Here is a 15,924-nt window from a genome sequence, read left to right on the forward strand (position 1 = left end):
TATGGTGGAGCTAAGCGGGATCGAACCGCTGACCTCCTGCGTGCAAGGCAGGCGCTCTCCCAGCTGAGCTATAGCCCCATACAGAAAAATGCCATTACCGTCTATCTGACCAACTCGCTTAGCCGCCGGGTATTTCAACGCGAGTAACGCAGTGTGCGCGAGCACATGAGTCACGCAGCGTTTGGAAGACCCTAGGATAAGTAGAGTTGGTAGGCCTGAGTGGACTTGAACCACCGACCTCACCCTTATCAGGGGTGCGCTCTAACCACCTGAGCTACAAGCCTATCGCGATAACGTCATTCTCTTCTTTCATCAGACAATCTGTGTGAGCACTGCACTCAACGCATCTCAGGTAAGGAGGTGATCCAACCGCAGGTTCCCCTACGGTTACCTTGTTACGACTTCACCCCAGTCATGAATCACAAAGTGGTCAGCGCCCCCCTCGCGGTTAGGCTACCGACTTCTTTTGCCACCCACTCCCATGGTGTGACGGGCGGTGTGTACAAGGCCCGGGAACGTATTCACCGTAGCATGCTGATCTACGATTACTAGCGATTCCGACTTCATGGAGTCGAGTTGCAGACTCCAATCCGGACTACGACAGACTTTGTGTGTTCCGCTTGCTCTCGCGAGGTCGCTTCACTTTGTATCCGCCATTGTAGCACGTGTGTAGCCCTACTCGTCAGGGCCATGATGACTTGACGTCATCCCCACCTTCCTCCGGTTTATCACCGGCAGTCTCCTTTGAGTTCCCACCTCAACGTGCTGGCAACAAAGGATAAGGGTTGCGCTCGTTGCGGGACTTAACCCAACATTTCACAACACGAGCTGACGACAGCCATGCAGCACCTGTCTCAGAGCTCCCGAAGGCACAACCTCATCTCTGAGGTCTTCTCTGGATGTCAAGAGTAGGTAAGGTTCTTCGCGTTGCATCGAATTAAACCACATGCTCCACCGCTTGTGCGGGCCCCCGTCAATTCATTTGAGTTTTAACCTTGCGGCCGTACTCCCCAGGCGGTCGATTTAACGCGTTAGCTCCGGAAGCCACAGCTCTAGGCCACAACCTCCAAATCGACATCGTTTACAGCGTGGACTACCAGGGTATCTAATCCTGTTTGCTCCCCACGCTTTCGCACCTGAGCGTCAGTCTTCGTCCAGGGGGCCGCCTTCGCCACCGGTATTCCTCCACATCTCTACGCATTTCACCGCTACACATGGAATTCTACCCCCCTCTACGAGACTCTAGCCAACCAGTCTTAGATGCCATTCCCAGGTTGAGCCCGGGGATTTCACATCTAACTTAATTGACCGCCTGCGTGCGCTTTACGCCCAGTCATTCCGATTAACGCTTGCACCCTCCGTATTACCGCGGCTGCTGGCACGGAGTTAGCCGGTGCTTCTTCTGCGGGTAACGTCAAAATTTAACCCTCTTCAGGCCAAACCCTTCCTCCCCGCTGAAAGTACTTTACAACCCGAAGGCCTGCTTCATACACGCGGCATGGCTGCATCAGGCTTGCGCCCATTGTGCAATATTCCCCACTGCTGCCTCCCGTAGGAGTCTGGGCCGTGTCTCAGTCCCAGTGTGGCTGGTCATCCTCTCAGACCAGCTAGGGATCGTCGCCTAGGTAGGCCATTACCCTACCTACTAGCTAATCCCATCTGGGTTCATCCGAGGGCGTGAGGCCCTTTCAGGTCCCCCACTTTGGTCTCGCGACATCATGCGGTATTAGCCACCGTTTCCAGTGGTTATCCCCCGCCCTCGGGCAGATCCCCAGACATTACTCACCCGTCCGCCGCTCGTCAGCAAAAGTGCAAGCACTTTCCTGTTACCGCTCGACTTGCATGTGTTAGGCCTGCCGCCAGCGTTCAATCTGAGCCATGATCAAACTCTTCAATTTAAAGTTTGATGCTCAAAGAATCGTCCTGTTAGTTCGTAATGAATTAACTGTTGTTCACTCTTCAAGACTTAAAACATATTTTTTTGTGATACCGTCTTGTGAGTGCCCACACAGATTGTCTGATTAATTGTTAAAGAGCAGGCCAAATCAAAAATTAATATTCTCGGTCAGCCGGGCTGCGTATATTACGCTTTCCGCCCGCAGAGTCAAGCCCTTATTGCTTTTCCCTGCCTGACCTCACCCTGTTTCTCAGCGTTGTGTCGGTCAGTGGTGGCGCATTATAGGGCGTTCTTCGGCGCTGGCAACAATTATTTTGAAAAAAGCTAACGACAGCCGATTATTTCGGCAAATTTAACTTAAGTCGTCAATTGCTCCAGTTTTGAGAATCCATATGCCTGCAAAACGGGGATTAATGCATCAGTATCAACGTTCATTTTCATACAATAGGCAAGGCTATCTATTGAAGTACAAACCAAGTTTTCTTGATGCTTAACCAACCATGCTGTTCTCCGGGCAATAGCAGCGCCGGAATCAATTAAACGTGTGCCATCAGGTAATACCTGAATTAATTCTTCCGCCAATAGTGGAAAATGAGTACAGCCCAACACCACTGTATCAGGTGGTTCTTTCATTTTGAGCCAAGGTTTCAATATCTGTTTTAAAGCTTCGGAAGATACCTTATTACCATGCAGTTTAGCTTCAGCTAATTCTACCAACTCAGCGGAACCTATAGATTCAATTCTACAATCTGCCGCGAATCTTTCGATAAGTTCTTTTGTATAGGATCGGTTAACTGTTGCTCTCGTCGCCAACAGTCCAACTATGCCATTACAAGTTAACTTCGCTGCGGGTTTTATTGCTGGAACCACACCAACTACCGAGAAATGAAATCGTTCGCGCAAAGCTGGCAAACTGACGGTACTTGCTGTGTTACATGCAATAACGACTATTGCCAGAGGGTGTTTTTGCTGAACAGCACTAACAATTTCAACGACTCGTTCAATGATAAATTCTTCCGATTTTTCACCATAAGGGAATGCTTCATTATCAAAAACGTATATATAATGAAGATCCGGCAATAGCTGTCGGATCTCCTGGTAAACAGATAAGCCGCCTACACCAGAATCAAACACTAAAACTGTCGGGCGGACAGTTTTATTCATCAACTCAGAAGTTATAGCTCCCAGTAAGGTAGTATTCACGTCCTGGAATGCGATAGCCATAAACTGTCTCATAATCTTTATCAAGCAGGTTAGCTATTCTACCACGAATTGTCAGAGAAGAAGTGACCGGATATGAAACAGTTAAATCCCAGAGACTAACTCCACCTAATTTCACACGTTTAGCCGGGGATGTACTGAAATCATTATCATGACGTTGCCCCAAATATTGATAAGTTAACCCCCAATCAAAATCATATAGCTGCCAGTCAAGCTGATATTTCACTTGCTGCTTCGCACGGCGAACTAAAATCTCATTAGTTTCACCATTACGTGGCTCAATATATTGCAATGTCAATTGATGTTGGAATATGCCAATATCCACTGAACCAGTCCATTCAATACCTTTAATTTCTGCTTTGCCAATATTGTAGTAGCGACTATTTGTATAATCGATCAATTGTTCAATGTCATTACGATATGCAGCAAAACGCCAGTTCAGCAGACCAGTTATGCCTTCAATACCACCTTCCCACTGTTTACTTTCTTCAGGTTTTAAATCATGATTACCACCATAACCATACATCTGGCTCAGCGTCGGCGCTTTAAATGCCGTACCATATGAAGCAATCAAACGATAACCTTCAATAAACTCCCAGCCTGCACTGGCTTGCCACGTTGTATTCCAACCAGCCTCTGAATGTTTATCCGAACGAATTGCACCTTCCAGAATAAAATCATTTAATTGCTGCTGTGCTGTCAGATATATTCCTGTATTACGTACTGTTTCCCCCGTCGGAATATAACTTGTTCCCGCGTCTATAGACTGTTTTTGGAAATCAACACCCGTACTTACCATTCCTTGGTATAGCTGAAAAGCATTCCCCCATTGCAGATTATATTGTTCAGAATTACCAAAACTAGCAGATTTGTCATAGCGCCCATATTTAGGATCAAAGTTATAGTCTTTTATATGACTATAACTTGCGATTAATTGGGATGAGTAGATCCCTTGGTTAAATCGAATCCCTGCATCATAATGACGGCTATAAAGTTCACGAGTATCTGGTCTGGCATATCGATAAACCCAATTAATATCCGCATCATAAGATGTTTTATTATCATAACCATAAGCACGGGCAAATCCGCTGAATTGATCATTAAATTTTTGGTCGACTCCCAGCCAGAGCATTTTACTCATAAAGCCGTCACGATCAGGCTGTCTAAAACCACCGGTATTACCATCAGCAACAACATCGTATCCTTCGGTATAGGTATAATTAGCTGCTGCTGTCATCACTGTGTTTTCAGCTAACTCTTGCTGAATTGCACCATCATAAGTCTGATAACCATGTGAGCCGATACCTACGTTAAGGTTAATTCCTGATTTCTCCCTATTAGTGATGATATTAATAACACCACCAATCGCATCAGAGCCATAAACAGCAGAACGTGGACCACGAATATATTCAATTTTCTGAACCAACGATACAGGTATTTGGCTTAAATCAGAGGAACCACTGATGCCAGCCTGATTCAAACGTATTCCATCCATTAGTACCAATACATGACTAGATTGAGTGCCACGAATAAACAGAGAGCTTAACTGTCCCATACCACCATGTCGCGCAATATCAACACCTGGTAGACGACGTAAAATATCGGCTACACTATTTGATTGCCAGCGAATAATTTCATCTCGTGTTACAACTGTATAAGGAGCCAATATACTGGATACAGGCTGTTTAAAACGGCTTGCCGTAACAACCAATGAATCCTGCGGCTCCTCTGCAACAGAGGAATGGTTCCAACCCAAGAGCACCACGATTGAAACAACAGATAATAAAAATCGGTTTCTATTTATCATGAGAGAATACATCCCACAATCTATTGTCATAAAGACACGCTACGACAAAGTATATTGAGCTATTCAATAGTAGTAAGCATAGACAAGATTATGCATGAGTCATAAGAAAACTGGACATCCTTTGTTCTTTCCCTACAATTTCGCACGAAAATTTTTCTTACTACCAATATAAGAGAACAAACATAATGCAAAATCCCCTGCCAACGGAAAGTTATGAACAACAACTTACAGAGAAAGTAAGCCGCTTAAAAAGCATGATGGCATCTTTCCAAACCCCGGAGCCAGAGGTTTTCCGTTCACCAGTATCTCATTACAGAATGCGTGCAGAATTTCGTATTTGGCATGAGCAGGATGATTTGTACCATATTATGTTTGATCAACAAACAAAACAGCGTGTTCGTATTAATCAATTTCCTGTTGCTAGTAACTTAATCAACAAAATGATGGAAGGATTAATTGACTCCATTAGATCTGAACAAACCCTACGCCATAAGCTATTTCAGATTGATTATCTATCCACTTGCAGTAATAAAATCCTCGTTTCTCTACTGTATCACAAAAAATTGGGGGATGAATGGACACAACAAGCATTAAAACTGCGTAATGAATTAAGAAATAAAGGGTTTGATGTTGAACTCATTGGCAGAGCAGCTAAAACTAAAATCATGTTAGATCATGATTACATTGATGAAGTTTTATCTGTTGCAGGCCGAGAAATGATCTATCGCCAAGTGGAAAACAGTTTCACTCAGCCAAATGCCAGCGTCAATATTCATATGCTCGAATGGGCGATTGATATTACCAAAGGTTCAAAAGGCGATTTACTTGAGCTTTACTGCGGTAATGGAAATTTCTCTCTGGCATTAGCTCAGAATTTTGAAAAGGTACTGGCAACAGAAATTGCCAAGCCATCTGTTGCTGCCGCTCAATATAATATCACCGCTAACAACATTGATAATGTGCAAATTATCCGAATGTCAGCTGAAGAGTTTACTCAGGCAATGAATGGAGAGCGTGAATTTAATCGCCTTCAGAACATCGATTTGAAAAGCTATCAATGTGAAACCATTTTTGTCGATCCACCACGTAGCGGCCTTGATGAAAAAACGGTTAAAATGGTCCAAGCATATCCGCGAATTCTTTATATTTCCTGTAACCCGGAAACTCTTTGCCACAATCTAGAAACATTAACCCAAACGCATAAAATCAGTCGATTGGCTCTATTTGACCAGTTCCCTTACACACATCATATGGAATGTGGCGTACTGCTGGAAAAATTAAGTTAATATTCGGCTACTATATAAAACAAAAACGCCGCAAATATTTACCTTTGCAGCGTTTTTGACCAACTAATCGCAACCTTCTACAATTGTCTGATTTTTACGGATTCTTATTTTTCTATAAATCCAGAACACCAATACGGTACCAATTACCGCAGGTAAAAAATTAGAACCAATTTCAGGATATTCAACCCTAATAATCGCACTATAACTAAATAATCCTAACAGGAAGCAGGCGACAACCAGCTTAGGCATTCCATCTGACATTGAGTAATTCAAATAGCGCTGATGGAGACAGTAAATAGATAAAACCAGAGTTATCAGTGGGAAAACTGAAAAAGAAACAACTGAGCTAAAAACTGCTGAAAACGTTCCATTAGTTGCTAATCCGACAATAAAAGCAAGTAACAATGTACTTTTGTCCTGGCGGTATTGTTCCATCATTTCGTTCTCCTTCTTCATAGTTATTTAAGTTTAGGGTTCGGTGAGTTCATTTCTCTGCGATACCAATAATATGCACCTTTAGCAATCATCCGTAGTTGCAAGACTAAACGTTCTTCCAAACGCTGTCTTTTCTCCAAATCAATATCCAGTGCTTCTGCACCTGCACTGAATACTATTGTTACCATTGCCTCTGCCTGCACTTCAGTAAAATGTCTCGGCATATGACTTTCTTGCTCTAAATAGTCTGCCAGTTCAGCAATAAAATGTTGGATTTCTCGTGCTACAGCAGCACGGAATTCAGCAGAGGTACCTGAGCGTTCACGTAATAGTAATCGGAATGCATTTGGATTATTACCAATAAATTCCATAAAAGTTGAAACAGATGTACGGATGACACTGCCGCCTTTAGCAATACGTTGTCGGGCTTGCCTCATTAACTGACGTAGCATCAAGCCACTTTCATCAACCATAGTAAGTCCTAATTCATCAACATCACGGAAATGACGATAAAATGAAGTTGGAGCAATACCTGCTTCACGGGCAACCTCACGCAAGCTAAGGCTAGTAAAACTCCTTTCAGCACTCAGTTGGCTAAATGCAGCCTCAATCAGTGAACGACGGGTTTTTTCTTTCTGTTTCGCTCTGACGCCAGTAATGTTACTCACACGAATCCTGAATTCTCTATCTGAATATAACTAAATTTTATGATGATGCTCTTATCATGTCACTGATACTGATCTGTTTCATCATTAAACTGTGACACAAAATCCTTATGGCGTTTGGGTTATTAAGTCAACCAATGTTAATATAGCGTTGTAATTTTGTGTAAAAACAGGTCTTTCCTCTATGCAACATATTCATTTTGACGCCATTGTTATTGGCTCCGGCCCTGGTGGAGAAGGAGCGGCAATGGGACTGGTGAAACAGGGTAAAAACGTTGCTGTTATCGAACGTTACAATAATGTCGGTGGTGGTTGTACTCACTGGGGTACTATCCCATCTAAAGCCCTTCGCCATGCCGTCAGCCGTATTATAGAATTTAACCAAAACCCTCTATACAGTGATAACTCCCGTATTCTGCGTTCTTCATTTGCTGAAATCTTACGCCGTGCTGAAATTGTCATTAATCAGCAAACTAAAATGCGCCAAGGATTTTACGAACGCAATGGGTGTCGTATGTTTTCCGGGGAAGCCACTTTTATTGATGAACACCGGGTAAGTGTGTGCTATGCCGATGGTAACTACGATATCTTAAGTGCAGACAAGATTATTATCGCAACCGGTTCCCGCCCCTACTGCCCACCAGATGTTGATTTCACACATTCACGTATTTATAACAGCGATTCAATTTTGAAACTGGATCACGAACCACGGCATGTCATCATTTACGGTGCCGGGGTGATTGGTTGTGAATACGCCTCAATTTTCCGAGGATTAGGTGTGAAAGTTGATTTGATCAATACTCGTGACCACTTACTGGCTTTTCTTGATCAGGAGATGTCAGATGCACTTTCCTACCATTTCTGGAATAGCGGTATTGTGATCCGTCACAATGAAGAATATTCCAAAATTGAAGGTGTTGATGATGGTGTTATTGTTCACCTCAAATCCGGTAAAAAAGTCAAAGCTGACTGTCTACTTTATGCCAACGGTCGAACAGGCAATACCGATACTTTAGGGCTGAAAAATGTTGGTCTGGAACCAGATAACCGCGGTTTATTAAAGGTCAATAAGATCTATCAAACCAACAACGAAAATATCTATGCCGTAGGAGATGTTATCGGTTACCCAAGCTTGGCATCCGCGGCTTATGATCAGGGCCGAATTGCCGCTCAAGCGATGACCAAAGGAAGCGCTGAAGCTCATCTAATTGAAGATATTCCAACAGGTATCTATACCATTCCTGAAATCAGCTCTGTGGGAAAAACAGAACAACAATTAACTGCAATGAAAATACCTTATGAAGTTGGACGCGCACAATTTAAGCATCTCGCGCGCGCCCAAATTGCAGGAATGAATGTAGGAAGTTTGAAAATCTTGTTTCACAGAGAAACAAAAGAGATTCTTGGAATTCACTGCTTTGGGGAACGCGCTGCTGAAATCATTCACATTGGTCAGGCTATTATGGAACAGAAAGGTGAAAGTAATACTATCGAATATTTCGTCAATACTACTTTCAATTATCCAACCATGGCTGAAGCTTATCGCGTAGCGGCCCTAAATGGCCTGAACCGACTATTTTGATTGCCCATAATAAGCACTCATTTTTGCTCTAATCGCCTCTGCCAATCGCTCATAGCGACTACGCAGAGGTGAACCAGGACGATAAATCAAAATGACAGACCGTTTAGGTTCAGGGCTGCTGCATTCCAGATAACAGACGCCATCACGTTTTCTCTCCTGTGGAACAGCTAAGTCAGGCAATAACGTTATTCCACTACCGGCAGCAACCATATTACGTAGAGTTTCCAAGCTGGTTGCACGAAAATGTGTATCTTCTTTCGCTCCAGCCTGAAAACAGAAACCCATTGCCTGCTCACGCAAGCAATGGCCATCTTCCAGCATTAACAATTTCTCACCAGCCAATTCATGCATGGCAACTTTTTCTCGGCCCGCCCAAGGATGGTTATCAAAGATTGCCAGTTTCATCGGCTCTTCAAACAACGGTACTTCAATGAAAGCTCCCGTCTCCTTAACCATCGCCAGAATCGCACAATCCAATTTACCACTATCTAACTGAGCTAACAGACTTTGCGTCTGGGCTTCATGCAGATACATTTCCAGCTTAGGGAACAAACCATGAAGCTCGGGAATAATATGAGGTAATAGATATGGGCCAACTGTTGGGATCAAGCCGATATGCAGAGGCCCAGCCATATTTTCCCCTTGAAGTGACGCCATCTCCTGTAAAATCCTGACCTCACGGAGAACCGTTCTGGCCTGTTCCACTAATAACATCCCTTGCTGAGTGAACAAAACCTTACGGCTGGTACGTTCCAATAGCATTACACCCAGCTCATCCTCAAGTTTACGAATTTGACCGCTTAAAGTAGGTTGGCTAACGTGGCAAGAATCAGCAGCATGGCGAAAGTGCCGGTGCTCCGCAAGAGCCACAAGATATTCCAGATCGCGGATATTCATTCACACCTCAACATATTCAATATAAATGATAGAAACTACCAATAGATAATTATATCAATGTGAGGGAATAACTATCAGATAATCCTTAGAAATTTATATAAAGATCTTATTTATTTTACAGGAGATATATTCATACCTCCTGCTATTATCATTAGCCTAGTTTCAGTCTCTGCTTAGCATCCGCAATTGCTCTCATGACCTGCTTTTGTGATACACCACCTTTAGCAAGGCGCTTATCCAGACAAGATTGTAGAGACAAAATATCGTATACATCTTCAGTAATCGTACTGCTAAATTTCTGCAATTCTGCTAATGGCAGCTCTTCCAGTGCCTTACCCTGAGCAAGTGCCACAACCACGATTTCCCCGACAATATGGTGAGCTTCACGGAATGGAACACCCTTTACAACCAGATAATCAGCCAGCTCAGTTGCGTTGGCATAGCCTTGTTTAGCCGCGTCTTCACAACGTGAATGCTTTACCTGAATTCCATCCAACACCAGCGCTGTCATATGCAAACAATCCAACCAAGTGTCCAGTGCATCGAACAATCCCTCTTTATCCTCCTGCATATCTTTATTATAGGCAAGTGGTAGACCTTTCAGAGTCATCATCATCCCAGTCAATGCACCTTGAACCCGACCACATTTCCCGCGAATTAACTCCAATGCGTCTGGGTTTTTCTTCTGTGGCATCAGAGAAGAACCGGAAGTTACCCGATCGGACAGCTCAATAAACCCTGCTTCACCACTGTTAAAGAAAATCAGGTCCTCAGCAAAACGAGAAAGATGGATCATGCTAATACTAGCATCAGATAACAATTCCAATACATAGTCACGATCTGAAACGCTATCCAGACTATTACGGGTCGCAGCAGCAAAACCTAACCATAATGCCAGTTGTTCACGGTCAATATCATACGCAGTTCCTGCCAATGCACCGCATCCAAGCGGGCTAATATCCAGTCGCTTTAATGCATCCTGTAACCGGCTTTCATCACGGGCTAACATTTCTGTATAAGCCAAGCACCAGTGAGCAAATGTGACAGGCTGCGCTCTTTGCAGATGGGTATAACCCGGCATCACCACATCTTGATTATTCTCTGCGGTAATCACCAATGCCTGCTGTAATTCCACAATTGCTTGATGAATAAGTGTAATTTGCTTTTTACACCAAAGTTTAAGATCTGTCGCCACCTGATCATTACGGCTACGGCCAGTATGGAGCTTTTTAGCCAAATCACCGACTTTGCTGATCAACTGCCCTTCCACCCAACTATGAATATCTTCTGCATCACTTTGCAGGATGGCTCGTGGATTAGCTTGAACTTCGTTCAGTAGTTCATTTAATGCCAGTTCCAGTTTTTGTTGTTCCTCAGCAGTCAGTACATCAACTGTCACCAACGCTTTTGACCATGCAACTGATCCCGTAATATCCTGTTCAGCTAGTCGGTAATCAAAGCGTAATGAATCATTAAACTGTTTGAACTGTTGATCTGCTTCCCGACTGAAACGTCCACCCCAAAGTGCCATATTTTCGTTCCTGATTATCTGATGTCTGAGCGATTATTGACTTTCTATAAACCACAATTTCATTCACAGTGTGGAAATAATAGGCCAGAAAAGTCAATCCAAGGATAGATTCATGATCTGGCCTTGTCCCCATTACCCCGGACGATGAAATTATTTCTTACTATTTAATGCCCGAATACGTGAAGGGAGAGCATATAGGCGAATAAACCCTTCAGCATGGCCGTGATCATAGACCTCATCTTCACCAAACGTTGCAAATTCCTCAGAATAAAGGCTGTTTGCTGATTTCTTCTGGATCGCCGTCACCTGACCTTTATAAAGTTTCAGGACCACTTCACCACTAACATCTGCTGCCAAAACCTCAGCGGCCGCTTGAATAGACTGACGCAACGGTGCAAACCAACGTCCGTCATAAACGACATAAGACATTTCCAATCCAAGTTGCTGACGCCATTTAAAGCTATCGCGGTCTAGAACCAGTTGTTCGACACCACGTAATGCAGCCATCATGATGGTTCCTCCTGGAGTTTCATAACAACCACGAGATTTCATACCTACCAAACGGTTTTCCACGATATCGATCCGACCGATACCATGCTTTGCACCTAAAATATTCAGCTGTTCAAGACATTGATATGGAGACAACGCTTTACCATTAACCTTAACAACTTCGCCTTTCTCAATAGTCACGTTTACCAGTTCAGCTTCATTTGGCGCTTCTTCTAGCTCTGCGGTCCATACCCAGCAATCTTTATTAGATGCATTCCAAGTACTTTCCAGTACTCCACCTTCTGTAGAAATATGCCATGCGTTCTCATCACGGCTGTAGATCTTCTCAAGTGTTGCTGTAGTTGGAATATCTCGCTCTTTCAGGTAATCCAACAGCGCTTCGCGGGAACGTAAATCCCACTCTCTCCACGGTGCTACCACTTTCAATTGGGGGGCTAATGCAGTATAAGTGCTTTCAAACCGAACCTGATCGTTACCCTTACCTGTTGCACCATGAGCAAGTGCATCTGCTCCCACTTTCAACGCCAGCTCAACTTGTGCTTTAGCAATAATTGGTCTTGCCATTGAAGTTCCCAGTAAATAGCTACCTTCATACAACGCACCGGTTTTCAGTACCGGATAAACATAATCTTTGATGAACTCCTCTCGTAGATCTACAACATGGCATGCCGATGCTCCAGAGAGCAGAGCTTTCTGCTCCACCCCCTCCAAATCTTCACGGCTTTGGCCCACATCTGCGACAAAAGCGACAACTTCGCAGTTGTCATAATGCTCTTTCAGCCAAGGAATAATGGCAGAAGTATCTAGGCCGCCAGAGTATGCGAGAACTATTTTTTTAATATCTTTAGTATGCATGAAGTTACCCTTTAAAATTCCTTTGTTGTTTATCAACAAAGCCTTACTAAAAATTAATCAAACTGATTTAAGCCAGAATACGAGTACCGACGGGAATACCATTAAATAAAGCAGTCAACTGGTCCGCATGACGCCAACTGGCGATATCTACTGGGCGGCCTAATGTTCTGGCTGCATCCAGAGCGGCATTCACCTTCACAATCATGCCGTCAGTAATGATGCCCTGTATGATAAGTTGTTCAGCTTTCTGAGCATTCATGTCAGGGATTTTCTGCCCCTTACCATCCAAAATACCGCTAACATCAGATAGCAATACCAGATCAGCCCCCAGCGTCTGAGCTATCGCCGTTGCCGCTTGATCTGCATTCACATTCATCAGTTCCCCTTCATTCGTCACTCCAATCGAACTGATAATCGGTATGTAACCAGCATCCAACAGAATTTTCAGCAAGTTAGCATCACCTGGCATCGCTTTCCCCACGTGCCCCAGCTCTTCACTCAGCCGGGAAACTGTCGCAACATTACCATCGCCTAGATATAATCCAACTGATGCCAACTGATACTTAGTCGCCCACGACAGCAAAGTTTTATTGGCTGTACCTGCCAGCGCGCCAGTGATAATTCCAATCTGATCAACCGGTGTCACCCGTAATCCTTGATCCTTCACTACTGGTAGTTGCAACTTCTGCATCAGTTCATCTACCAAATAACCACCGCCATGAACAATAACCAACTGACGTTTGTGTGTTTTCCGATACTCCTGTAATGCCGTAAACACACGCTCCAGTGCTTCTTCATTATCCAGTAACACGCCACCTAACTTTATGACTAACGGTTCCATCTGCTTTACTCCTTCACGTCAAGAATTAAAGTAATGCCTGAGTTTCTTCAAACCCAAAACGTATATTCATACACTGAACCGCCTGAGCTGCTGCACCTTTTAAGAGATTATCCTCTGTACCCACAATAATCAGGTGATCACCCTGTACAACAAAACCGATATCACAGAACGGCAATCCAACAACCGATTTCAGCACTGGAATCCCTTTGCTGTAGAGCCGCACCAATGGCTTATCTTTATATGCTTTCTGATAAACTTCATTAATCTGTCCTTCAGTAACACCTGGCTTTAATTTACAGGTAATTGTGGCAAGAATACCCCGCACGAAATTCCCAAGATGTGGAGTAAAAATCACTCTGATGCCCAAATGCTCCTCAATCTCCGGTTGATGACGATGAGTAAATATCCCATAAGGTTGTAAACTGACCTCACAGAAACTATTAGTCATGGTAGCTTTCCGGCCTGCTCCACTTACGCCACTCGTAGCATTAATTACTGGCCAGTGACTAGTATCTAGCAAGCTATTTTCCAGCAGTGGCTTCAAGGAGAGTTGAGAAACCGTTGGATAGCACCCCGGAACAGCAATCAACTGCGCCTGTTTGACTTTTTCAGCCTGCCATTCAGCAAGTCCATATACAGCTTGTTCTAACCATTCAGTATGCTTATGTTTAAATCCGTAGTATTGTTGATAAATCTGAGCATTTTGTACGCGATAAGCACCAGAGAGATCGAACACTATGCAACCAGCTGCCAAAAATGCTGGCGCAATGTCATGACTGACTTCATGGGCAGTGGCAAGGAAAACCACATCAACCCCTTTAGCAACATCAGTAATGTCAGTCAGCGGTTGCAATAGCAGATCAATGATGCCTTTATATTGTGGATGTAAATCTGAGAAGAATTTACCTGCATCAACACTTTGAGCAGAAACCATCAGTCCAATCAGATTTGTATACGGGTGACGATGCAGATATGCTGCCAGCTCTGCTCCGGTATAACCACTTGCACCAACAACCAGCGTATTCAACATAGGATATCTTCACCTTGTGCTCAGTATTTAAATGTCATAATGGATTTTTATTCAAAAAAAATGCATTAATATTGATACTATCATGGATAAAGGCTGTCAACAGTGAATATGAAATTACCTCCATTTATTGAGCTATTTCGGCAAATAATCGCTACTCCATCTATCAGTGCTAGCGATGAAAGCATTGATCAGAGTAATGAGTCTTTAATCAATCTCCTGGCAAGTTGGTTAAAGGAAATTGGTTTCGAGATTGAGATACAACCCGTACCCGAAGCGCGCGGAAAATATAATTTACTAGCGACTCTGGGGAGTGGCCCAGGTGGATTATTGCTGTGTGGGCACACTGATACCGTACCTTTTGACGAGGGACTCTGGACTAAAGATCCTTTCACCCTGACAGAACGTGATGACAAACTATACGGTTTGGGTACGGCAGATATGAAAAGCTTCTTCGCTTTTATCATTGATGCCTTGCGGGATATTGATGTCAGTAAGATGACCCGTCCACTATACATTCTGGCTACCGCAGATGAAGAAACGACAATGGCTGGTGCTCGTTATTTTGCCGCAAGCGCAACTATCCGGCCAGATTTCGCTATTATCGGCGAGCCAACATCATTGCAGCCTATCTGTGCACACAAAGGGCATTTATCGAACGCTATCCGCATTATCGGCCAATCAGGACACTCCAGTGATCCAGGCCGTGGGATAAACGCCATTGATTTGATGCATGAATCTATTGGTCATCTGATTGAATTACGCAATACACTCAAAGAACGTTACAACAACCCAGCGTTTGCTATTCCATATCCCACAATGAACTTCGGCTATATTCATGGAGGTGATGCGGTAAACCGTATTTGCGCACATTGTGAATTGCATATGGATATTCGCCCATTGCCGGGGCTGACATTACAAGATCTGAACGGACTATTAAATGAAGCCCTGGAACCCGTGAAACAACGTTGGCCTAGTCGTCTGACTATCAATGAATTACATCCCCCAATTCCTGGTTATGAATGCCCAACAGACCATAAGATGGTTGATGTAATAGAAAAATTGCTAGGCCGTAAAGCTGAAGTAGTGAATTACTGTACCGAAGCGCCATTCATTCAGGAATTATGTCCAACGTTGGTCCTTGGCCCAGGTTCTATTGAGCAGGCACATCAACCAAATGAATTTATTGATATGTCATTTATTGAACCTACCAGAAAGATAATTGCTCAATTAATCAATCATTTTTGTCTAAACAATAATTAATTGTTTCAACATGTCCCTCTAAAAATCAGAGGGACTTAAACATCAAAACAAACAATAAAAGCGCCTTTCCCAAGTGCTCTGGCACATAAGTAATACTTATAAAATAT

At 43.6% G+C, this 15,924-nt stretch carries 12 protein-coding genes, 2 tRNA genes and 1 rRNA gene; 3 read left to right on the forward strand and 12 right to left on the reverse strand.

Annotation, left to right across the window (positions count from 1 at the left end):
• Positions 1 to 2: 2 nt before the first annotated feature.
• The 5 genes from BDD30_RS11495 to btuB all read right to left on the reverse strand — a co-directional run bounded on the left by BDD30_RS11495 (position 3) and on the right by btuB (position 4,925).
• Positions 3 to 78: transfer RNA gene (locus BDD30_RS11495), tRNA-Ala, on the reverse strand.
• A gap of 129 nt (positions 79 to 207) precedes the next feature.
• A tRNA-Ile gene (locus BDD30_RS11500) sits at positions 208 to 284 on the reverse strand.
• 69 nt (positions 285 to 353) lie between these two features.
• Positions 354 to 1,898: ribosomal RNA gene (locus BDD30_RS11505) — 16S ribosomal RNA — on the reverse strand.
• A 356-nt stretch (positions 1,899 to 2,254) separates the two neighbouring features.
• Positions 2,255 to 3,121 (reverse strand): glutamate racemase, encoded by an 867-nt coding sequence (murI, locus tag BDD30_RS11510; protein ID WP_041382585.1) that lies wholly within the window; start codon positions 3,119 to 3,121, stop codon positions 2,255 to 2,257.
• Entirely contained in the window at positions 3,066 to 4,925 is a 1,860-nt protein-coding gene (gene btuB, locus BDD30_RS11515; protein WP_015836294.1) for a TonB-dependent vitamin B12 receptor BtuB, read from the reverse strand. The genes murI and btuB overlap by 56 nt, the downstream gene beginning before the upstream one ends.
• Before the next feature lie 185 nt (positions 4,926 to 5,110).
• Between btuB and trmA the strand changes: the two genes are divergently transcribed.
• Positions 5,111 to 6,211: a tRNA (uridine(54)-C5)-methyltransferase TrmA gene (gene trmA, locus BDD30_RS11520; RefSeq protein ID WP_015836295.1), complete on the forward strand. Its 1,101-nt coding sequence runs from the start codon at positions 5,111 to 5,113 to the stop codon at positions 6,209 to 6,211.
• Positions 6,212 to 6,274: 63 nt separating this feature from the next.
• Here the strand turns inward: trmA and BDD30_RS11525 are convergent, their stop codons facing one another.
• Together BDD30_RS11525 and fabR are read right to left on the reverse strand one after the other, a co-directional pair.
• Positions 6,275 to 6,646, reverse strand: a complete 372-nt coding sequence (locus BDD30_RS11525; RefSeq protein WP_015836296.1) for a YijD family membrane protein — start codon at positions 6,644 to 6,646, stop codon at positions 6,275 to 6,277.
• Positions 6,647 to 6,669: 23 nt separating this feature from the next.
• Complete coding sequence (gene fabR, locus BDD30_RS11530; protein WP_167319326.1) at positions 6,670 to 7,305, reverse strand: HTH-type transcriptional repressor FabR; 636 nt, start codon at positions 7,303 to 7,305, stop codon at positions 6,670 to 6,672.
• Between the two features lie 190 nt (positions 7,306 to 7,495).
• On the opposite strand from fabR, the gene sthA reads away from it, so the two are divergent.
• Positions 7,496 to 8,893, forward strand: coding sequence for a Si-specific NAD(P)(+) transhydrogenase (gene sthA, locus BDD30_RS11535; protein WP_015836298.1), 1,398 nt, complete (start codon positions 7,496 to 7,498; stop codon positions 8,891 to 8,893).
• Here the strand turns inward: sthA and oxyR are convergent.
• The 5 genes from oxyR to argC form a co-directional block, all read right to left on the reverse strand.
• Positions 8,885 to 9,790, reverse strand: a complete 906-nt coding sequence (oxyR, locus tag BDD30_RS11540) for a DNA-binding transcriptional regulator OxyR (RefSeq protein WP_015836299.1) — start codon at positions 9,788 to 9,790, stop codon at positions 8,885 to 8,887. The two genes, sthA and oxyR, sit on opposite strands and share 9 nt — an antisense overlap.
• A 151-nt stretch (positions 9,791 to 9,941) precedes the next feature.
• On the reverse strand, positions 9,942 to 11,321 hold the full coding sequence (gene argH / locus BDD30_RS11545; protein ID WP_015836300.1) for an argininosuccinate lyase: 1,380 nt from the start codon (positions 11,319 to 11,321) through the stop codon (positions 9,942 to 9,944).
• 150 nt (positions 11,322 to 11,471) lie between these two features.
• Positions 11,472 to 12,686: an argininosuccinate synthase gene (locus tag BDD30_RS11550; protein ID WP_041382588.1), complete on the reverse strand. Its 1,215-nt coding sequence runs from the start codon at positions 12,684 to 12,686 to the stop codon at positions 11,472 to 11,474.
• A 67-nt stretch (positions 12,687 to 12,753) separates the two neighbouring features.
• A complete protein-coding gene (argB, locus tag BDD30_RS11555) occupies positions 12,754 to 13,527 on the reverse strand; it encodes an acetylglutamate kinase (protein WP_015836302.1) in 774 nt (257 codons plus the stop codon).
• Positions 13,528 to 13,552: 25 nt separating this feature from the next.
• Positions 13,553 to 14,557, reverse strand: coding sequence for an N-acetyl-gamma-glutamyl-phosphate reductase (gene argC / locus BDD30_RS11560; protein WP_015836303.1), 1,005 nt, complete (start codon positions 14,555 to 14,557; stop codon positions 13,553 to 13,555).
• A gap of 102 nt (positions 14,558 to 14,659) precedes the next feature.
• On the opposite strand from argC, the gene argE reads away from it, so the two are divergent.
• The gene (argE, locus tag BDD30_RS11565; protein ID WP_015836304.1) at positions 14,660 to 15,817 is read left to right on the forward strand and encodes an acetylornithine deacetylase; all 1,158 of its coding nucleotides are present in this window, start codon (positions 14,660 to 14,662) and stop codon (positions 15,815 to 15,817) included.
• The last annotated feature ends 107 nt before the right edge of the window (positions 15,818 to 15,924 follow it).

Origin of the sequence: Photorhabdus asymbiotica (assembly GCF_003634575.1) — a bacterium.
GTDB lineage: Bacteria > Pseudomonadota > Gammaproteobacteria > Enterobacterales > Enterobacteriaceae > Photorhabdus > Photorhabdus asymbiotica.